At 36.5% G+C, this 19,321-nt stretch carries 22 protein-coding genes and 1 tRNA gene; 19 read left to right on the top strand and 4 right to left on the bottom strand.

Features of this window, described 5'->3' with window-relative positions; all coding sequences use genetic code 11:
* The first annotated feature begins 2 nt into the window (after positions 1-2).
* The 13 genes from sdhA to ACFCYJ_RS16845 all read left to right on the top strand — a co-directional run bounded on the left by sdhA (position 3) and on the right by ACFCYJ_RS16845 (position 10,603).
* Positions 3-1,757 (top strand): succinate dehydrogenase flavoprotein subunit, encoded by a 1,755-nt coding sequence (gene sdhA, locus ACFCYJ_RS16785; RefSeq protein WP_376075167.1) that lies wholly within the window; start codon positions 3-5, stop codon positions 1,755-1,757.
* 5 nt (positions 1,758-1,762) lie between these two features.
* Positions 1,763-2,542 (top strand): succinate dehydrogenase iron-sulfur subunit, encoded by a 780-nt coding sequence (gene sdhB, locus ACFCYJ_RS16790; RefSeq protein ID WP_376075169.1) that lies wholly within the window; start codon positions 1,763-1,765, stop codon positions 2,540-2,542.
* Positions 2,543-2,960: 418 nt separating this feature from the next.
* Entirely contained in the window at positions 2,961-3,419 is a 459-nt protein-coding gene (locus ACFCYJ_RS16795; RefSeq protein ID WP_376075170.1) for an acyl-CoA thioesterase, read from the top strand.
* A gap of 344 nt (positions 3,420-3,763) precedes the next feature.
* The gene (locus ACFCYJ_RS16800; protein ID WP_004226437.1) at positions 3,764-3,985 is read left to right on the top strand and encodes a helix-turn-helix domain-containing protein; all 222 of its coding nucleotides are present in this window, start codon (positions 3,764-3,766) and stop codon (positions 3,983-3,985) included.
* Between the two features lie 75 nt (positions 3,986-4,060).
* A complete protein-coding gene (locus tag ACFCYJ_RS16805) occupies positions 4,061-4,513 on the top strand; it encodes a MarR family winged helix-turn-helix transcriptional regulator (protein ID WP_053484913.1) in 453 nt (150 codons plus the stop codon).
* A gap of 10 nt (positions 4,514-4,523) precedes the next feature.
* Positions 4,524-5,321 (top strand): glutamate racemase, encoded by a 798-nt coding sequence (gene racE, locus ACFCYJ_RS16810; protein WP_376075172.1) that lies wholly within the window; start codon positions 4,524-4,526, stop codon positions 5,319-5,321.
* Between the two features lie 131 nt (positions 5,322-5,452).
* Entirely contained in the window at positions 5,453-6,202 is a 750-nt protein-coding gene (rph, locus tag ACFCYJ_RS16815) for a ribonuclease PH (protein WP_376075173.1), read from the top strand.
* A gap of 1 nt (position 6,203) precedes the next feature.
* Positions 6,204-6,797 carry an XTP/dITP diphosphatase gene (locus ACFCYJ_RS16820; protein WP_376075174.1) on the top strand — a complete coding sequence of 198 codons (594 nt, stop codon included), beginning with the start codon at positions 6,204-6,206 and terminating at the stop codon, positions 6,795-6,797.
* A 12-nt stretch (positions 6,798-6,809) separates the two neighbouring features.
* Entirely contained in the window at positions 6,810-7,313 is a 504-nt protein-coding gene (locus ACFCYJ_RS16825) for a metallophosphoesterase (RefSeq protein ID WP_376075176.1), read from the top strand.
* A gap of 131 nt (positions 7,314-7,444) precedes the next feature.
* Positions 7,445-8,905 carry a protein adenylyltransferase SelO gene (locus ACFCYJ_RS16830; RefSeq protein ID WP_376075178.1) on the top strand — a complete coding sequence of 487 codons (1,461 nt, stop codon included), beginning with the start codon at positions 7,445-7,447 and terminating at the stop codon, positions 8,903-8,905.
* Positions 8,906-9,179: 274 nt separating this feature from the next.
* On the top strand, positions 9,180-9,536 hold the full coding sequence (locus ACFCYJ_RS16835) for a hypothetical protein (protein ID WP_376075180.1): 357 nt from the start codon (positions 9,180-9,182) through the stop codon (positions 9,534-9,536).
* A gap of 133 nt (positions 9,537-9,669) precedes the next feature.
* On the top strand, positions 9,670-9,843 hold the full coding sequence (locus ACFCYJ_RS16840) for a DUF2639 domain-containing protein (RefSeq protein ID WP_376075182.1): 174 nt from the start codon (positions 9,670-9,672) through the stop codon (positions 9,841-9,843).
* 61 nt (positions 9,844-9,904) lie between these two features.
* On the top strand, positions 9,905-10,603 hold the full coding sequence (locus ACFCYJ_RS16845) for a YqjF family protein (RefSeq protein WP_376075183.1): 699 nt from the start codon (positions 9,905-9,907) through the stop codon (positions 10,601-10,603).
* Between the two features lie 2 nt (positions 10,604-10,605).
* Here ACFCYJ_RS16845 and ACFCYJ_RS16850 read toward each other — a convergent pair whose 3' ends face one another.
* From ACFCYJ_RS16850 to ACFCYJ_RS16860, 3 genes are all read right to left on the bottom strand, one after another.
* Positions 10,606-10,818 (bottom strand): hypothetical protein, encoded by a 213-nt coding sequence (locus ACFCYJ_RS16850; protein ID WP_376075185.1) that lies wholly within the window; start codon positions 10,816-10,818, stop codon positions 10,606-10,608.
* A 176-nt stretch (positions 10,819-10,994) separates the two neighbouring features.
* The gene (locus tag ACFCYJ_RS16855) at positions 10,995-11,117 is read right to left on the bottom strand and encodes a hypothetical protein (RefSeq protein ID WP_376075187.1); all 123 of its coding nucleotides are present in this window, start codon (positions 11,115-11,117) and stop codon (positions 10,995-10,997) included.
* Between the two features lie 247 nt (positions 11,118-11,364).
* The gene (locus tag ACFCYJ_RS16860; RefSeq protein ID WP_376075188.1) at positions 11,365-11,523 is read right to left on the bottom strand and encodes a hypothetical protein; all 159 of its coding nucleotides are present in this window, start codon (positions 11,521-11,523) and stop codon (positions 11,365-11,367) included.
* Positions 11,524-11,892: 369 nt separating this feature from the next.
* Here ACFCYJ_RS16860 and ACFCYJ_RS16865 point away from each other — a divergent pair.
* The 3 genes from ACFCYJ_RS16865 to ACFCYJ_RS16875 all read left to right on the top strand — a co-directional run bounded on the left by ACFCYJ_RS16865 (position 11,893) and on the right by ACFCYJ_RS16875 (position 15,596).
* A tRNA-Arg gene (locus ACFCYJ_RS16865) sits at positions 11,893-11,966 on the top strand.
* Positions 11,967-12,781: 815 nt separating this feature from the next.
* On the top strand, positions 12,782-14,914 hold the full coding sequence (locus tag ACFCYJ_RS16870; RefSeq protein WP_376075189.1) for a DEAD/DEAH box helicase: 2,133 nt from the start codon (positions 12,782-12,784) through the stop codon (positions 14,912-14,914).
* Positions 14,904-15,596, top strand: a complete 693-nt coding sequence (locus ACFCYJ_RS16875; RefSeq protein ID WP_376075190.1) for a DUF2290 domain-containing protein — start codon at positions 14,904-14,906, stop codon at positions 15,594-15,596. Before ACFCYJ_RS16870 ends, ACFCYJ_RS16875 begins: the two co-directional genes overlap by 11 nt.
* A gap of 338 nt (positions 15,597-15,934) precedes the next feature.
* Here ACFCYJ_RS16875 and istB read toward each other — a convergent pair whose 3' ends face one another.
* On the bottom strand, positions 15,935-16,444 hold the full coding sequence (gene istB, locus ACFCYJ_RS16880; protein WP_376075231.1) for an IS21-like element helper ATPase IstB: 510 nt from the start codon (positions 16,442-16,444) through the stop codon (positions 15,935-15,937).
* Positions 16,445-16,648: 204 nt separating this feature from the next.
* Between istB and ACFCYJ_RS16885 the strand changes: the two genes are divergently transcribed.
* The 3 genes from ACFCYJ_RS16885 to ACFCYJ_RS16895 all read left to right on the top strand — a co-directional run bounded on the left by ACFCYJ_RS16885 (position 16,649) and on the right by ACFCYJ_RS16895 (position 18,609).
* Positions 16,649-17,635 carry a hypothetical protein gene (locus ACFCYJ_RS16885; protein WP_376075192.1) on the top strand — a complete coding sequence of 329 codons (987 nt, stop codon included), beginning with the start codon at positions 16,649-16,651 and terminating at the stop codon, positions 17,633-17,635.
* Between the two features lie 136 nt (positions 17,636-17,771).
* Positions 17,772-18,068, top strand: coding sequence for an HNH endonuclease (locus ACFCYJ_RS16890; protein ID WP_376075193.1), 297 nt, complete (start codon positions 17,772-17,774; stop codon positions 18,066-18,068).
* A gap of 247 nt (positions 18,069-18,315) precedes the next feature.
* Positions 18,316-18,609, top strand: coding sequence for a hypothetical protein (locus tag ACFCYJ_RS16895; RefSeq protein WP_376075195.1), 294 nt, complete (start codon positions 18,316-18,318; stop codon positions 18,607-18,609).
* The last annotated feature ends 712 nt before the right edge of the window (positions 18,610-19,321 follow it).

Below are 19,321 nucleotides of genomic sequence, written 5' to 3' on the forward strand. Positions count from 1 at the left end.
TCATGGCGAAAAGCAAAATAATTGTTGTCGGCGGCGGTCTAGCTGGTCTGATGGCAACGATTAAAGCAGCTGAAGTTGGTACTGAAGTTGATTTATTCTCATTAGTTCCTGTAAAACGCTCACACTCTGTATGTGCGCAGGGCGGAATTAATGGTGCGGTAAATACAAAAGGTGAAGGGGATTCTCCTTGGATCCACTTTGATGATACAGTTTATGGTGGGGACTTCTTAGCGAACCAACCACCTGTTAAGGGTATGTGTGATGCAGCCCCTGGTATTATTCACTTAATGGACCGTATGGGTGTAATGTTCAACCGTACACCAGAAGGTCTTCTTGACTTCCGTCGTTTTGGTGGTACTTTAATGCACCGTACAGCCTTCTCTGGTGCAACAACTGGTCAGCAATTACTATACGCACTAGACGAGCAAGTTCGCTCTCACGAAGTAGCTGGTTTAGTGAACAAATATGAGCACTGGGAATTCCTTGGTGCAGTAGTCGATCCTGACGGCGTTTGTCGTGGTATCGTAGCGCAAGATATGCGTACAGAAGAAATCAAATCATTCCGTGCAGACGCTGTTATTATGGCGACTGGTGGCCCTGGTATTATCTTCGGTAAAACAACAAACTCTGTTATTAATACAGGTTCTGCTGCTTCTATCGTTTACCAACAAGGTGCCTCATACGCGAATGGTGAGTTCATCCAAATTCACCCAACAGCGATTCCTGGAGATGACAAAAACCGTCTAATGTCAGAATCAGCTCGTGGTGAAGGTGGCCGTATTTGGACTTATAAAGATGGTAAACCTTGGTACTTCCTAGAAGAAAAATATCCTGCATATGGTAACTTAGTACCACGTGATATTGCAACACGTGAAATTTTCGACGTTTGTGTAAACCAAAAACTTGGTATCAACGGCGAAAACATGGTATACCTAGATCTTTCTCATAAAGATCCACATGAATTAGATGTAAAACTAGGTGGTATTATTGAAATCTACGAAAAATTCGTAGGTGATGATCCACGTAAATTACCAATGAAAATTTTCCCAGCAGTTCACTACTCAATGGGTGGATTATGGGTTGACTACAACCAAATGACTGAAATTCCTGGTCTATTTGCAGCAGGTGAATGTGATTATTCTCAACATGGTGCAAACCGTCTTGGTGCAAACTCATTATTATCTGCTATCTATGGCGGTATGGTTGCTGGACCAAACGCAGTAGATTATGTTAAACATCTTAAAAAGCATGCTGAAGATCTTCCTCAAGAAGTATTCGATGTTCGCGTTAAAGAAGAACAAGCTAAGTGGGATGCTGTCATGAAAATGGACGGCACAGAAAACGCTTACTTGCTTCATAAAGAGCTTGGTGAAATGATGACAGCTACTATGACAGTAGTACGTTACAACGACCAACTTCAAGATACATTGAATAAACTTGATGAATTCCAAAAACGTTGGGAAAACATTAACATCAACGATACTCAAAAATGGAGTAACCAAGGTGCTCACTTTACGCGTCAGTTGAAAAATATGATTTACCTAGCAAAAGTAATGACAAAAGGTGCATTACTACGTAACGAATCTCGCGGTGCTCACTATAAGCCAGATTTCCCGAACCGTGATGATGAGAACTTCTTAAAAACAACAATTGCGAAGTTTGACCCAACTACTGGTGATCCAATCATCACGTACCAAGAAGTCGACGTTTCATTAATTCCACCACGTAAACGTGATTACTCTGCGAAAGGAGACTAAGAATTATGAATATCGCAGCTAATACTGGAAGAATGGTCAAAGTGGAAATTTTACGTCAAGATACAAAAGGCGGCAATGGCTACTGGCAAAAATTCCAAGTGCCTTACCGTCATGGTATGAACGTAATTTCTATTTTAATGGAAATTCAAAAAAATCCTGTTACTGAAAATGGTGAAAACACTACTCCAGTAGCATGGGATATGAACTGTCTTGAAGAAGTTTGTGGTGCATGTTCAATGGTTATCAATGGCCGTCCACGTCAATCATGTTCAACTCTTGTTGACCAATTGACTGAGCCAATTAAACTTGAGCCTATGAAAACTTTCCCAGTTATTCGTGACTTACAAGTTGACCGTGAACGTATGTTCAATGCACTTAAAAAAGTTAAAGCGTGGGTTCCAATCGATGGTACTTATGATTTAGGTGAAGGTCCACGTATGCCAGAAGGTAAACGTCAATGGGCTTATGAATTATCTAAATGTATGACTTGTGGTGTATGTATGGAAGCATGTCCAAACGTGTCTGAAAAAGCTTCATTCATCGGACCAGCACCATTATCACAAGTACGTCTATTCAACACTCACCCAACTGGTTCAATGATTAAAGACCAACGTTTAAATGCAATCATGGGTGATGGAGGCCTTGCAAACTGCGGTAACTCACAAAACTGTGTAGCTGCTTGTCCAAAAGGTATTCCTTTAACAACATCTATCGCATCATTAAACCGTGCAACTTCAGTGCAAATGTTCCGTAACTTCTTCGGTTCTGACCACTACGTTGACTAATAATACAAGCTTTACTCCCAAACTCCCTTACACTCAATGTGTGAGGGAGTTTTTTTCTATGTGTAATAGTAAATAATTTTGTAGATTAATCGCTTGTAAATGTACGATGGATGAAGATTTATACGCAGTGGGGATGAAGAAGCTCTTTACTGATTAAAGTTTCGTAGTAGTGAGAGTTCTGAATAGGGACACTTTCAAGAAAGATTAATAAACTAACTATGATGATTTCCATACAGCATAGTATTATGCAAAAATAGAATACGAAGAACAAGAAAATTTGAAATGAATTAGCTCAAAAATCTGAATCTTCTATGATAATAGTGTGTTTTCTTTTATAATGAATATATATTCATTTATGACTTGCTAATTCCATCTGTTGTTTCGGGAATAAGCAATGAAAATTAGGGGGATGGCTAATATGAAAGCAAATTATATCGGAGATTTTCAGGAATGGACAAAGGATTTTGCATTTTTTATTGAGGTTCGTGTACGTTTTTCAGAAACGGATATGTACGGTCATATGAACAATACTGTTAGCTTTACATATTTTGAACAGGCACGAATCGATTATTTCCGTCATTTAGGTGTTCTCATGCCATCAGCAATTGATGGAAATGTAGAAGCGATTCCAATTGTAGCTGACTTACAGTGTGATTACGTAAAGCAAGTTTTCTTTGATGATGTGCTAAGAATTTATACGAAGATAGCGACAGTAGGGAACTCATCAATGGATATTCATTACTTAGCGAAAAATCAGCATGATGAGGTTTGCTTTACGGGGCGTGGGACGGTAGTGCAAATGGACCCTCAAACTGGAAAGAGTGTACCTTTATCTGAAGAAGAAAAAGTTCAGTTAGCAAGATTGGCATTCATATAATATTGGAAACGGATTGCGAAAGTTAATTGTCCATAGAAAGAAATAGTGAGAGTGATTTTTTTCAACTCATCACAAAAAAGTTGTGGATGACATTTGTTTAAAACGTATCTCATATATAAGTTGATTTCCGTTCCGACTGGACGCCCCCAGGAAAGCGCCCAGTCGAAATGAAAATCAACCATGCGTTATGGTGATGAGCCACTTTTACATAAAATTTATTGATATATGGAAGCAATTTCCGATTTTTTTTAGGAAACACGAGATATTCATGAAAATAGCCGTCACCGCTCTTCATTCCTTAACATAAGTTACAATACGTGCGGGGGAGGAGGGTGTAACTGAAAATGAATGGCTCTCATCATCGTTCTCTTTTAACTAACCGAGAACGTGAAATATTTGCGCTTTTATTAGCTGAAAAAACAACGAGGGATATTGCAGAGCAACTTGGTATTAGTGAAAAAACAGTGCGAAATCACATTTCCAATACAATTCAAAAGTTAGGTGTAACGAATCGATCTCAGGCGTTAATTGAGCTGTTACGCTTAGAAGAATTTAAATTAGACTAAATGGACACTTGCTATTTCAGAAAAAAAACGACAAAATAGAACTATTCAACGCATTTTTAGGAGTGAAATAGTTATATGTCGGATGAAGTAACAAAACACTCACCTGAAACCGTTGCAACGGTTGAAAAGGAATTACGCTATATAGCGGCGATTGTGAAGCAAAAAGGAAGAGAGATTGTTTCACAATATGCGATTACGCCGCCACAATTTGTTGCATTACAGTGGTTAGAAGAGCTTGGAGATATAACAATTGGCGACCTGTCAAATCGATTATACTTAGCTTTTAGTACAACAACAGATTTAGTGGACCGAATGGAGAAAAATGAATTAGTTAAGCGCGTACGTGACGAAAATGATCGTCGTGTCGTTGTTGTTCATCTTCTCGAAAAGGGCGAACGTATTATTCAAGAGGTTATTGAAAAAAGACAGCAATATTTGCAAGAGAAACTTGTTGGTTTTAACGAACAAGAAGTCGCGCAATTATCAAGCTATTTAGAAAAACTACATGTACACATGAAACAGGATTGAGGCGGAAAGTATGAATGCCCCGATAGGCGTTATTGACTCAGGAGTAGGCGGTTTAACCGTAGCAAAAGAAATAATGAAGCTATTACCAAACGAAACGATCTATTATATTGGTGATACAGCAAGATGTCCGTATGGTCCAAGAACTCGACAAGAAGTGCGGAATTTTACTTGGCAAATGGCAAAAGCACTAGAAAAAATGAATATCAAAATGCTCGTCATTGCATGTAATACAGCGACTGCAGTAGCACTCGAAAGTTTACAAAGAAATATGCCTTTTCCGGTACTAGGCGTTATTAATGCTGGCGCACGTGCAGCTGTAAAGAAAACGAAGCGACATGAAGTCGTTGTGCTTGCAACTGAAGGAACAATTAAAAGTGGAGCGTATGAGGAAGCCTTATTATCACTGAATACGTCAACTCATATAATTCCACTTGCTTGTCCAACATTCGTACCACTTGTAGAAAGTGGCGAATATAAAGGTGAATTTGCAAATAAATTAATTGCGGAAGGCTTAAAGCCGCTGAAAAATGAACAATTTGATACGGTCATACTAGGGTGTACGCATTATCCAATTTTGCAAAAACAAATTGAAGCTATTGTGGGAGAAGAAGTTTTTGTGCTATCTTCCGCAGAGGAAACAGCAAAGGATGTTCAAGAAATGCTTGCTTATAATGGCACTTTGGCTGACCCAGACGCTGTGCCTGCTCATAAATTTTATGCAACTGGTTCTGTTCCAATTTTCCGTTCGATTTCCGAAAGTTGGCTTGAGCAAGGTACACTCCATATAAAACGTATGACATTAAAATAAAAAATCAGCTTAGCTATGGGCTAGGCTGATTTTTGACGTTTTTAGCATTGTACATAGGGACTGAGTACTTTTTTGAAGGTCAAAATTATGTTAAGATGAGTGCGCGAAAGTTTTTAGGAGGAACGAAAAATATGACAAGATATGATGGTAGAAATGTAGATGCACTGCGTCCTGTGAAAATAGATAGTGAGTATCTATTGCACCCAGAAGGCTCAGTATTAATTCAAGTAGGAAATACGAAAGTGATTTGTACAGCAACGATTGAGGATAAGGTTCCTGGTTTTTTACGTGGACAAGGCAAAGGATGGATTACTGCAGAATACTCGATGCTACCTCGTGCAACAGCACAGCGTACAGCACGCGAATCATCTCGTGGTAAAGTCAATGGCCGCACAATGGAAATCCAACGATTAATTGGTCGTGCATTACGTGCAATCGTGGATTTAGAAGCACTTGGCGAACGTACTGTATGGATTGACTGCGACGTGATTCAAGCAGACGGAGGGACACGTACAGCTTCAATAACAGGAGCATTTGTAGCGATGACACAGGCAATTGCTAAGTTTGCTGAAGAAAAACCATTTAAAAAATTCCCAGTGACAGACTATTTAGCTGCAACAAGTGTTGGTATTGTAGAGGATCACGGGGCCATTTTAGACTTAAACTACGTTGAAGATGTCGCTGCTGCTGTAGATATGAATATCGTCATGACAGGAGCAGGACGATTTGTTGAGCTTCAAGGTACAGGTGAAGAAGCAACCTTTTCTCGTGAAGAGTTAAATGAACTACTGGAGTTAGGTGAAAAGGGCATTCAACAATTGATTGCACTTCAAAAAGAGACACTAGGTGAATTGGCTAACAAAGTGGGAGGAAATGAATAACATGAAACAAGTAGTAATTGCGACAAAAAATAAAGGAAAAGCAAAAGATTTCGAAGCGTTATTTGGACCACTTGGCTATGAAGTTGTAACGATGTTTGATGTTGCCCCGGATATGGAAATAGAAGAAACAGGCACTACCTTTGAGGAAAATGCAATCTTAAAGGCAGAAGCATTAGCAAAAGAGCTTGGTACAATTGTTATTGCTGATGATAGTGGCTTAGCTGTTGATGCATTAAATGGTGAACCAGGTGTGTATTCTGCACGTTATGCTAGTGATCATGATGATGAAGCCAACATGGTTAAACTACTAGAAAACTTAAAAAATGTCGAAGATGAAAAGCGTACAGCACGCTTCTGCTGTTGCATTGCTATTGCAGGGCCTGATTTTGAAACGACAACTGTCTTTGGTACTTGTGAAGGTGTTATTGCACACGAAAAACGTGGTACAAACGGATTTGGTTATGATCCAGTCTTCTTTGTCCCAAGCTTAAACCGTATGATGGCAGAGCTAACAGCCGATGAAAAAGGAGCAATTTCCCACCGTGGGAATGCGATTCGTAAGTTGAAGGAACAATTACCTAATCTTATAAAATAAGAGGTGATATCCATGCAAATACTGGTCATGAGTGATACACATGGCGATAGTAATGTAATTGAAAAAGTTCGTGGCTTTTACCCAAAGGTTGATGCTGTCATTCATTGTGGAGATAGTGAGCTTCCTTTCTCGCATAAAGCATTAGATGGCATGAAGAAAGTACGCGGAAATTGTGACATCGAAAAAGCCTTCCCTGATGAGGTAGTATTCGATTTAGAGGACGTCACAGTCTTTGTCACACATGGCCATTTATTCAATGTTAAAACGTCAATCTTGTCATTATCCTATCGTGCCAAAGAAGTAAACGCGCAAATTGCGTGCTTTGGTCACTCTCATATTCTTGGGGCGGAAATGATTGATGATGTGTTATTTTTAAATCCTGGGAGCTTATTGAAACCACGAGGTCGTAAAGAAAAAAGCTTTGCCCTTGTAGAGGTTGAAGACACGTGTTTTGAAGTAAAGTTCTTTACGGATGATAATAGCTGTATTTCCACCCACAAGTTTATGCGGAAATGATGAAACAAAAACGCTTAAGTTTTAGAAACTCTAAGCGTTTTTTGTTTTATCCCAATGCAAATGGTAAAAATGGCTATGAATTGTTTATGATGAAGTAGAAAAACTAAATATAAACGAACAAAGGAGAAAACATGGAAAATACAATAGGATGGAATTTTGATAATAGCTATACCCGCCTACCAAGCATTTTTTATTCATCAATCAATTTAAATCCAGTTCGTTCACCAAAGTTAATCATGTTAAATGAATCAGTTGCCAATTCACTTGGATTAAACAGCAATGCTCTGAAAAGTGAAGAAGCGGTAGCGATTTTTGCGGGTAACAACAACCCGACCGGAGGCTCACCCATTGCACAAGCTTATGCAGGGCATCAATTTGGTCACTTTAACATGCTAGGAGACGGAAGAGCACTGTTATTAGGTGAACAACTAACGCCAGCTCATGAACGCTTTGATATCGCACTAAAAGGCTCAGGAAGAACGCCTTATTCACGTGGCGGAGATGGCAGGGCTGCACTTGGTCCAATGCTACGTGAATATATTATGAGTGAAGCCATGTATGCACTTGGCATTCCAACTACTCGAAGCTTAGCTGTCGTGACTACAGGCGAAACGATCGTACGTGAAACAGAGCTTCCAGGCGCGGTTTTAACGCGAATTGCAAGCAGTCATTTGCGTGTTGGAACTTTCCAATATGCAGCGAATTTTGGTACGGAGGAGGAGCTAAAAGCATTGGCAGATTATGCTTTAGAACGGCACTTACCCAATGTTGATAAAGCTCAAAACCGTTATTTAACACTACTACAGGAAGTTATAAAGAAACAAGCATCTCTTATTGCAAAATGGCAGCTAGTTGGTTTTATTCATGGGGTCATGAACACAGATAATATGACCATTAGTGGGGAGACGATTGATTATGGTCCTTGCGCTTTCATGGATACTTATGATTCAGCGACAGTATTTAGCTCTATTGATCGACAAGGACGTTATGCATATGGTAACCAGCCTAATATCGGAGGATGGAATTTAACACGATTTGCCGAATCATTAATACCGTTAATCCACGAAAATGAGGAAGATGCTATACATTTAGCTCAAGAGGCTCTAAAGCAATATCCTCAATTGTATTATGCAAACTGGTTAGCAGGTATGCGAGCAAAGCTTGGGATATTTGACGAAGAAGATCAGGACATGGCACTAATTGAAGAGCTTCTAAAGTTAATGCAGCAACATCAAGCAGACTATACGAATACATTTATCGCATTAACCTTTAATAAATTTGATGACTCAACGTTATTTAGTACAAATGAATTTAAAGAATGGCATAAGAATTGGCTTGCAAGACTAGAAAGACAACAAGAAACAAAAGACATGTCTCAACAATTAATGCGTGAGCATAATCCAGCAGTAATTCCAAGAAATCACCGTGTGGAAGAAGCATTAGAGGCTGCTGTTGAACAGGAAGACTATAGCGTAATGGAGCGATTACTAGAAGCTCTTGCTCAACCTTTTGCGCATTGTAAGGAGCAGCAGGAATATGCAACATTACCAACACCATCTAACCAACCATATCGAACGTTTTGTGGCACATAAGTTGAAAGTATAATTGCCAAGGAAATTTTTGTTAGTGTTGAGGAGCTTTAATCGAAGGTAATTTCCGGGCACAGATAAACAATATCGCTGAACGCTTTGCTTTCGCACAAAAATGCATCTTATTGATGTTTCTTTTTATCACGATAAATTTGAGTACGTGCCAGAAGGGACATGCTTAGTGAAGCGGTTGATTGGAGTGGAGACTGGACGACTCCTTGGGGATTAGCGATTTAGAGGAACGAAGGCTAAAAGCATCACGTCCTGTGGTAACGCCTTGACCAACATCGGTGCTGCTGCCGCTACGTTAGCACTACGCTTTCGCGCAAAAAACATCTGTTGGCCCGAGACCCTGCAGCGAAGCGAAGCGGCTCATCGGACGCCCCCAGGAAGCTTTGCCCTGTGCGAAAGCGAAGCGTCAGCAATTGTTTTATCTGTGCGAAAGCGTAGCGACAGCAACAATTGTTTTATCTGTGCGAAAGCGAAGCGACAGCAACAATTGTTTTATCTGTGCGAAAGCGAAGCGACAGCAACAATTGTTTTATCTGTGCGAAAGCGTAGCGACAGCAACAACAAAGCGCCCAGTCGGAACGGAAATCAACCCCTCGCTTTGCAGAAGGGCCAAATTAAATGATACTTTATTTCATCTACGTAATAGTTTTTCAATACATGAAACGAAGGATAATTTCTTCGTTTTTTTATTTTGAAAAAATTGTCACTACATAAAATCCTGAGCATACGCTATGTAAGAGTATTAGTGAAGGAGAATGTGTACAGTGCATAAGTATTCAAAAGGGTGGTTTGTGAAGCAACTTCGAGATCATGGTATTTTGGTGCATCCACAATTTAAAAGTCATTTAGGCAATTATAAAGAATCCGAACTGCGCAATTTATATTATCGATATGTTGAAAATGAAACGTTGGATTCAGAACAAAAATAGTCATGTTCGTTTGAATAACTCCTTTGTAGGAAAGAATTTAACTACAGAAAGGAGTTATTTTATGTGGAGTAAATCATGGGTTTTGACGCAGATTTGGCAAGATGTGTTATTTTTACACTGGCCAGTACCAACTAAGGATTTAGAGCAATACATTCCGCAAGAGTTACAACTGGATCTCTATGAAAATAACGCTTGGCTTAGTGCTGTCCTTTTTAAAGTAAAAGGACAACGACTGAAATTTCTACCACCATTACCAGGAGTAGGTTCCCATTTGCAGCTTAATGTCCGGACATATGTTACATATAACGGCATGAAAGGTATCTATTTCTTTAACTTAGATGTTACGAATCATTTTATTGTTCAACTAGCTACAAAGGGCGGTTTATCATATCGCCATTCAAAAATATCTATAAAACAAAAAGAGAACCATTTTTCGTTTACAAGTTTATATCACGGTGCACCGGATGAAAGGTTGAAAATTTCATATCAACCGATTGCCAGTGAAATAAGTAGTTCTACCTTTGATAAATGGTTAGTGGAACGTTATCACTCTTGGTCAAAATGGAAGAGCTCTCTATTTCGCATAGATATAGATCATATGCCATGGCAGCTGCAGCGAGTCCATTTTCACATTGAAAGCAACACACTAGCTCCATTTGTGAAGGAATCTATACAGGGCATTCAACCCATTGCCCATTATTCGAAGAGTAAAAAGGCAAAAATTTTTTCACCAATTTTGGAAAACAAAAAGATTTATTAACGTTAATAAAAGAGATAACAAAATTGCATCACAATGGCGCTTGCAATCATATCCGACATAGCAAGTGCCTCTGCTTCAATGTCATCAAAAACTTGAATATCCTCTTGATAGTTTTTCTGAATCATAGTCACGGCTTCTTTTTTTGTTAAAGCTAAATGTGTATAGAACATTTTTTGTACTTCCTCAACACTCAAGTATGGATTAATACTATTCAAAAATATGGCAATGTCGTCAGCATTACGATACCATTCCTTTTCCTTTGCATCCGCTGTTGCTGCATCTCCTTTGGCAGCTGCAGTTACTAGCTGCGCAGCAATAAGAAGATGTTCTTTAATCAGCTCAGCATAGCGATCAGCAATTTGATCGCCGTAAAATGGACGTAGACAATTGCCTAAGTCCGTCGCATTTTGTACAGTCGTTCTTGCACAAAGGGCAAATCAGGTAAGCCAAAGACAATACTTATAATTGTCATCCTCGTCCAATTGACATGCTCCATCCATAATATACGATTCATTGCCATAAAATCTGCTTCAGCCCTACTGATACAGCGAAGATAATCTTTCTGCGGCTGTAAAAATGGCGAATAGGTGCAGTATACTGTGTGTAAGAGGCATTATAGAGCTGGCTTAAGGGACTTACGTATTTTCCATTTGAATATGGGTACAATGTATTTCCACGCCTTCTAATTTTCTACCTAATGTAGAATACTCCGAGGTATTTCTGTATATGAAAGAACAATTTTATGAAAGGGGTGAATATGGCTATTCTTCATACATCATTTTTTTAGTCATCCCACCATAAAAAGATTTATGTTGAAATTTACCCGCATTATTAATTAAAATATGAATAGTATCAAAATGATCAACAATTTTTTGCATTAAAGAAACGATGTCCTGTTCTTTCGTAATCTGCTTGTACAAAAAGAACAGAATGACTATGCTTCAATAAATCTTTACCCTAATTGCAGCCCTAATTCTTTATTTACTTTGGCAATAACTACATGGGCATTATTTCTGGCATACGCTAGCACAATGACTTTACCAATCCCTTATGCACCGCAAGTTCCGTCGACTACTAAATCTTTAAACATGTTAGCTTCCTACAGTTTTTTGCTTTTTATTATTTTAGCAAAAGAAGAGCTGGGAATTGGCATAATGGGGTACAGGAAATCATATAATATTAATAATGAGGCAAACCTTGCCTTCTTAGTAAAATTAATGTTGACTTTATCATAAAAAGCACATATAATAAATATTGTCCTTGATATGGACTATATAAAATAAAATTATGTCTCAGTAGCTCAGCAGGATAGAGCAACGGCCTTCTAAGCCGTCGGTCGGGGGTTCGAATCCCTCCTGGGACGTCTAGAGGTTCAGATAGAACGAGTCTGAACCAACAAAAAAAGCGCCTCAAACCCTTTAATATCAAGGGTTTGAGGCGCTTTTTTGAGAATACGTTAGAAAAGGATAGAAAATGTAGTGCAAGGACGCTACGTGTCTGTTCTGAATCGAGCTCCCCTGATTTTTTCAGAGAAGTAAGGATGGTAGCCTTTAATTAAGATATATAATTTGAGTAACAGTAATGAATAGAAAATAGCAAATAGGAATCAAAGGCATTTTTAAGCGGTCGAAGTTCGAAAAAAATATGGGAACAAGTAGAAGTTATTGTTGCGTTGCGTGTTTATTACGACACAATATTACAATGAGATGAAAAGAGAATCGGGTGATTCGAGAGAGAACAATAAGATTTTTAGGATCTTCGGTTGGTATGATATTCTATGCCGTTCATTTCTTTTGTATCTGTACTTCGATTTTAATTACTTCTTTTGGATAGAGACTTGTTCCAGTGCTTTAAATAAGGCTTGTTGAACTACTTTTTTCTATTAACTGACCACTTCATACACATATTGTAATTTGAATTCAGGTGGAAAAGTTCAATTTTGACGTGGCGAGTAGCACGCACCTTATAGTTTGTAGTCTAAGTGTATTAGCCCTTATTTTTTTAAACTTAGTGTAGCCAGTTCAACTTGGTGATTTTTTATCAGTAATTTACCTGCACGATCAGTAAATTTAATGTACAATTTGAGTTGATAACATTCTAAAAAGTAAGGTAAGCGTATTTAACAAGTTGCCTAAAAAAGGCGTTTAAAAATCCAATGTTATAAGAGGAGAGGTTCATATGGCTATAGATGTAGTACGTGGTAAAATAACTAACCCAAGAGCAACAGAACTGTTAGTTAGTGAAATCGAAAAATTATCCAATGATATTGACGGATCTTTGTTTTTAAATTATTTATTAAGAGCAGCAGATAAAGAAGTAGTAACAGTGGATGCACTGTTAGTTAGTAAACAATATGGATTGACGGCTTTTGTATTTGCTGGAGAATCATCAATAGATATATACGATCGACATGATAAAATGTATTTCCAGTTGGACAACACACTTAAACAATATAATTCATTGCGAAAAGGGAGAAATTTAGCTTTTGAACCGAATGTTATAACTTTTTTTCCTACATCAGATGAAATTTCATATGAGAAAAATTTTGAAGGAGAAACCTATTATTTTGTTTCACCTGATAGTCTTAAGACGCAGATGGAGGAATTACCGGAATTTGATGTAAGTCTATTTGAAAAATTACAAGAAGCTTTACATAAAATCTCTTCAATGAAACCGAGAAAAGATAGAGAAAATGTATCTAAAAGTAATTCATTAGGTTCGAAAATCAAAGAGATTGAAAAAGAAATTGCTAATTTAGACGTTTGGCAAAAGAAAGCAGCTTTTGAAGTTCCAGAAGGCCCACAACGTGTTAGGGGATTAGCTGGTTCTGGGAAAACAATTGTTTTAGCTTTAAAAGCAGCTTATTTACACGCTCAAAATCAAGATTGGGATATTGTAGTTACATATTACACAAGATCACTTGGACAACAGTTTAAAGATTTAATTACTAAGTTTTCTTTTGAATTTTTAGGCCATGAACCAAATTTTAAAAAATTGCACATCATACATGCCTGGGGGACAGATAGTGAAAAGGGCGTATATTCTACAATTGCTAATACTCTGAATATTACTCCAATAACATTTAATAATGCTAAAGCTAAATATGGTAGAGATCATGCATTTGAAGGAATATGTATTGAATTATTAAATACAATGCCAGAAAAGTATCCAGCCGTATATGATGCTGTATTAATTGATGAAGCCCAAGATATGCCTTCAGGCTTTTTTAAATTATGCTATGAAATAACTAAAGATCCTAAACGAATAGTATTCGCTTATGATGAGTTGCAAAATTTAACAAATGATACAATGCCTGATGTCAAAGATTTATTTGGTACTGATAGGGATGGAAATCCTAGAGTTAATATAGATAATATTAGGAATTCTGCCCAAAGGGATATTGCATTACCTGTATGTTATAGAAACACTAGATGGGCTCTTACTATGGCACATGCTTTGGGGTTCGGTATATACAGAGATGGTGGTGTTGTTCAATTCTTCAGAGACCTAGAGTTATGGACAGATATAGGATATCGGAAAGTTTCAGGTAATTTAGGGTATGGGGATAATGTAACTTTAAAACGTAAAGACGAATCATCCCCTGAATATTTTGATGTTTTAATAACCCCAGATGAAGCTTTAGAAATGAAAATGTTCAATTCTAAATTTGAACAATATCGTTGGGTATCTGAACAAATAGAAAAAGATATTGAAGATGAAGAATTAGATTATGATGATATTTTAGTTGTTTTTCCTGATGCTTATCATGCTAAATCAGAGTACATGGAATTTAGAAAATATTTAAATTCTAAAGGTATTAATTCCCTTTTAGCAGGTGTGACAACTGATAGAGATACATTTAGAGAAGACGATACGGTAACTTGTTCAAGTATCTTTAGGGCTAAAGGTAATGAGGCACCAAAGGTTTATATATTAAATTCTGATTTTTGTGCTTCAGGAGCAGAAATGATTAAATTAAGAAATATCTTATTTACTGCAATTACTCGTTCAAGAGGATGGGTTAAGATTTGTGGAGTAGGAAATAATATGGGTATTTTAATAAACGAGGCAAATAAATGTATTAGGAATGAGTATACTTTGGAGTTTAATATTCCAACCTTAGCTCAATTAGAACAGTTAAGATTAATCCATGGTGATAAGAGTGAAGAAGATAAAAGGAAAATAACTATTGCACAGACTGGGATTAATGAATTAATAGCATTAATTTCCGAGGGTAAAATTGACGCAAGTATGTTCCCAGAACTTAAAATCTTATTAAATACGATTGAAACACGTTCTGATGATGAATAGAAAACCTAGTAATACTGTTTTGGTGATTAAATCCCAGATAAACAATTCCTTGGAAATACTTAAAACTCGTAATCTAATACGTTTTTATAATGAGATTGAAGAAGAGTATTTAATTGATAAAGATATATTTCGCCTTTCTTGGAAAAATCATAGAGGGGGAAGGAAAGTAAGTAGTAAGGCTTTTTTAAAGGTAGACCAGTATATGGAGATACTAGAATCGGGAGCTTATCATGCTATTTTATTTGATTATTCTATAATAAGAGTCTCATTTAGTTTTAGAGGAGATAATCTAATTTTTCAAAATCTATTATGGTGGCCTTGTCCGGTAAAGGTAGAGTTTGAGGATGAAGAATATGATTCTTTTGCTGAAATTGTGGAATTATTTCTTGCGGATTCTGAGAATTATAGAATGAGATCTCCTATTAGAATAGATTTAGATACTACAAATGATAATCCTGAGCATCCTAAAGCGCATATGCATACACAACATCCAGAATCAAGAATAAATACTGAGGAGCCTATTTGTTTTAATACTTTTATAAAATTTATTTTTAATAATTTTTATCCAGAGATAACATTAGATCATTTAGAGTTCCCTAGTACAAACGTTAGATGTGAGAGAGGTAGAAGGATAGAATATAAGCATAAACATAAATTATATATTCATCAAAGTTATAGATAATCCAGGAAATTAATTTATAAGTAAGCATTAAATAACGTCCACTATAATGTAAGATGGACGTTTTTTTTTTGCAGGAAATTATGACATTGATTTTATTATAAAAAGGAGCTGATAAGTCACGTGTGTTTCATAATTTTTTTAGAAAACTTGTCCCCCACAACGCTAATTTAGTAAAATAACATTTAGTTTGGCATTTAGTAAAATTTCAAAACTGCAAAAACCCCTTATAAATGCTGGTTTCTAAGAGATGTTAGTTTGACTTCCGCCATCACCATAATACTATTTTATAAATGTCAACACCAATATGTACATTTTCGCTCGTTTAAGGATGTACAAAATCACTCGTTTTCCGAGGTTAAATGATGCTTTAATCGGTATGAATCACCGACGATTGTGACAACACTTGCGTGATGTAAAATACGATCTAATATCGCGTTCGCTAACTTCGGTTCAGGGAAAATTTCATCCCATGATTTGAAGTTCACATTCGTTGTGAAAATCGTGCTACGTTTCTCATAACGGGCATCAATAAGCTGGAAAAATAGTTTCGCATCCTCTGAATCAATAGGTAAGTAACCAATCTCATCGATGATTAATAATTTATATTTTGTATAATGTTTTAAACGACTCTCTAGCCTGTTTTCTAAACGGGCTTTTTTCAGATTCTGAATTAAGTTATGGCACTTAATAAAATAGGTACTTGTTCGCTTTTTAGCTGCAGTAATGCCAATTGCTGTGGCCAGATGGGTCTTGCCGACACCACTTGGACCAAGGAATACAATATTCTCATTTTCTTCGATAAAACGAAGACTTTGAAAATCGAGTATTTGTTGTTGATTAATACCCATTTCTTTTTTTATAATACTTTGTCTTACCAACTTAAATCCATCCAAATATCAATATCATATTTAGTTTCTAGTTGCAGATACCGACGAACAATTATGAAGCGAAAAGGACAATACAGGGGAAAAGATGTGTTGGAGGTTTTTTGTTATAGTATAAGATATACTTATTTACAAGTTGCATATGTACAATATAAAGGGGAGATATTTATGAATGGGTGGGAGAAAAATGATGCATTAAATTTGCGAAGTATTGAACAGGCTTTATTACAGTCAAATGATTTTGTTTTTGAAAGTTATGCTACTTTTATTTTAAGAAGTAGTTTTAAAAAGTTTCAATGGACAAGGGGTACGAAGGACTCTGGAGTAGATGGGTATTTCAAGGGTAAAGGTAAAAAGCAACCAAGTGAATTTTTTTCTATTTATGCTCCTATTAAAAACGTTGTAAAATCTCATGAAAGTAAATTATTTACTGATTTCAATAAACTTCTAACATACACATCTTCAAAAGGATATGAATTTAAAAAATGGCATGTAGTACTAAATTTTGAAATAACAGAAGAGTTCTATGGTTATTTAGAAAGTCTTTGTGAAGATCATGAAATTGAGCTGACTATTTATACACCACGAGGTTTGATGCATTTGATAACAAATGAAGAGCAACTATTCAAAGTAAAAGCGTATATTTTGGGTATTAATAGACCTTTTAATAATTATAGTGATTTCCATTACCATGTGTTTTTTGAAATATTTATAAAATCCCTTAATCATTATTATGCGCTAACTACTACTGAAAAATCTATGTTTATGAGAGACTGGGAAAAAAACGTGTGCAGATATGTGAGTGATGATAAAAAAATAAGCCAAGATAGTGCGTTTAGAGAGTTAATGGGAATGAAAATCCCAGCACATTTGAACTCTGTATATATCTATCTTCCCAAAGAAAATAAATTCCTCCAAAAATGTGTAAATGATTATGTTACAGAACAAGGAGAGATTTCTTTTGAAAATAAAATTTGGAAAAATCATGATGGGAATATTTGTGTATATGCGAATAATTTATTTTTAATTTATGGATTTTTAAAAGAAATGGCTTATGATTTAGTTTATAATATTGATTCAACATTAAAATCCTTTATGAAAAAGCAAATCGAGCTATATGATGTAAGTGCTACACCACTTACAAATGTTTGGTGAGATTGATTGAACTTTTCGTGAACGAAAAACGAACTCATTATTGTTTTGACTGTGCTAATTTAATATTATGCACATTTATAACTGAACAATAGCTACACCGATAGATGGTGTGGCTCTTTTTGTTATGGAGGCAAGGATGAGAGAACATATGGTAGCTGCTAAGAAATTTAATAATAGCAAGGCATGGAGGGATTGTAGGGCATCGTACATCAATTCATTAGATGATGAACTATGTGAACATTGTCAAGCCAATCTCGGTTACATCGTTGACCATATTGAAGAGATTAATATCAACAATATCTACGATCCAATGATTACTCTTAACCACAAGAACCTTCAGTTCCTTTGCATTGAGTGTCACAATAAGAAAACAATTGGTGAACCAAAGCAAACAATGCCACAGGCTTTTCGTTTGATGAAAAAGGAGAGCTAGTGTATAGCCCCCCTTCAAAAAAACTCACTGGGGAATATGAAGACCAAGTGCCAACCTTAGATTTCCTCCGCTTCATATAACCCTCACCTATCACAAAAACTAAGAGGTTTCGCGATGACAGGGCAAGTTTCGAAAACCGCCGTCCCAGAACAAAAAACTGAATTATTCTGAAAGAAAAAACCAAGCAAAAAACCACTAAGTTAAAAAAATATTTGCTGATCTAGTTGGACATCAAAGATAGGTTGCGTTGCGCCTTATTGATGAACTGGCTTTTTTAATTGTTGAAATTCAAGAACTTCGTCATTATGTGAAATTAATTGGCTCAGTTGAAGAAATGCAACAAGGTGATTACTCCATTGATAGACGAAGCTCTTATTTCCAAAATTACTTAGACGCTGCAAAGACTTATACAAGCATCTATAAGCAACTTATTGATATGTATCATAAGGCTGAACAAAATTTGAAAGTCACAGGTGAAATGGATGGACTACAAAAGATTTTACCAAGCACAGTATATAGTCATGCAGAATTACAATGTTAAAACACATAAAAATTACATCATCCCCCATATCCTAATCAGGAGGACTTTTTAGATATTACTGGACGTAACGATCTTCAAGAAGGATGGGACTATAACAGCGATAAACTGAATTTACAGCGCCAGTTATACACTATCCAACACCAATCGAACCTACACCAACAGTTGAAGAAATGCAGGCACAAACTTTTATAAATACAGAATACTTAATTGCCATGAATGAAATGGGTATCCAGGGATGGGAATTATTATGAAGGTATATGACTTATATAAATTTTTAATTGATCGTCAACGTTACAGCTATGACGATATGCTAAAGAAAGTGACGCCAACAATCAACTGGCAGATGAAGAATATACTCAGATGTTGACAGATATGGACGCACAGCAAACGAAAGCATAGATTTAGCGTTATTTTTTTATCTTTTTTCGTTTGCCTGTTATAAAACTCTAGCTCACTTTTATTGTATAAGTAACCGAACAGCAAAACAGCTTTCGGAAATTCGAAAAAAAGGGCGCAAGAGAAAATGTTCAAAATTATTTACATTGTTATTAACGGAAGTCCAAACGGAGATATTTACGTGTACACAGTACAGGAAAATTACAAAGTAATTACGCGAGATCATAAAAAATTCACCAAATACAAGCTCATGAACAAATTGTACATTCGTCAGAAAAAGTAACATTAGGCCTTTCTGCGGTGATCCTGAAGGGCT

It is taken from the genome of Lysinibacillus sp. NPDC056232, assembly GCF_042267565.1.
Lineage (GTDB): Bacteria > Bacillota > Bacilli > Bacillales_A > Planococcaceae > Lysinibacillus.

Bases quoted from the DNA above. Each gene is read 5' to 3' on its own strand.
- ACFCYJ_RS16840 (WP_376075182.1), top strand. From the start codon at position 9,670: ATGTGTACAGTGCATAAGTATTCAAAAGGGTGGTTTGTGAAGCAACTT.
- ACFCYJ_RS16875 (WP_376075190.1), top strand. From the start codon at position 14,904: ATGATGAATAGAAAACCTAGTAATACTGTTTTGGTGATTAAATCCCAG.
- sdhA (WP_376075167.1), top strand. From the start codon at position 3: ATGGCGAAAAGCAAAATAATTGTTGTCGGCGGCGGTCTAGCTGGTCTG.
- ACFCYJ_RS16830 (WP_376075178.1), top strand. From the start codon at position 7,445: ATGGAAAATACAATAGGATGGAATTTTGATAATAGCTATACCCGCCTA.
- istB (WP_376075231.1), bottom strand. From the start codon at position 16,444: ATGGGTATTAATCAACAACAAATACTCGATTTTCAAAGTCTTCGTTTT.
- racE (WP_376075172.1), top strand. From the start codon at position 4,524: ATGAATGCCCCGATAGGCGTTATTGACTCAGGAGTAGGCGGTTTAACC.
- ACFCYJ_RS16890 (WP_376075193.1), top strand. From the start codon at position 17,772: ATGAGAGAACATATGGTAGCTGCTAAGAAATTTAATAATAGCAAGGCA.
- ACFCYJ_RS16820 (WP_376075174.1), top strand. From the start codon at position 6,204: ATGAAACAAGTAGTAATTGCGACAAAAAATAAAGGAAAAGCAAAAGAT.
- sdhB (WP_376075169.1), top strand. From the start codon at position 1,763: ATGAATATCGCAGCTAATACTGGAAGAATGGTCAAAGTGGAAATTTTA.
- ACFCYJ_RS16845 (WP_376075183.1), top strand. From the start codon at position 9,905: ATGTGGAGTAAATCATGGGTTTTGACGCAGATTTGGCAAGATGTGTTA.
- ACFCYJ_RS16885 (WP_376075192.1), top strand. From the start codon at position 16,649: ATGAATGGGTGGGAGAAAAATGATGCATTAAATTTGCGAAGTATTGAA.
- ACFCYJ_RS16825 (WP_376075176.1), top strand. From the start codon at position 6,810: ATGCAAATACTGGTCATGAGTGATACACATGGCGATAGTAATGTAATT.
- rph (WP_376075173.1), top strand. From the start codon at position 5,453: ATGACAAGATATGATGGTAGAAATGTAGATGCACTGCGTCCTGTGAAA.
- ACFCYJ_RS16800 (WP_004226437.1), top strand. From the start codon at position 3,764: ATGAATGGCTCTCATCATCGTTCTCTTTTAACTAACCGAGAACGTGAA.
- ACFCYJ_RS16805 (WP_053484913.1), top strand. From the start codon at position 4,061: ATGTCGGATGAAGTAACAAAACACTCACCTGAAACCGTTGCAACGGTT.
- ACFCYJ_RS16855 (WP_376075187.1), bottom strand. From the start codon at position 11,117: ATGAATCGTATATTATGGATGGAGCATGTCAATTGGACGAGGATGACA.
- ACFCYJ_RS16870 (WP_376075189.1), top strand. From the start codon at position 12,782: ATGGCTATAGATGTAGTACGTGGTAAAATAACTAACCCAAGAGCAACA.
- ACFCYJ_RS16795 (WP_376075170.1), top strand. From the start codon at position 2,961: ATGAAAGCAAATTATATCGGAGATTTTCAGGAATGGACAAAGGATTTT.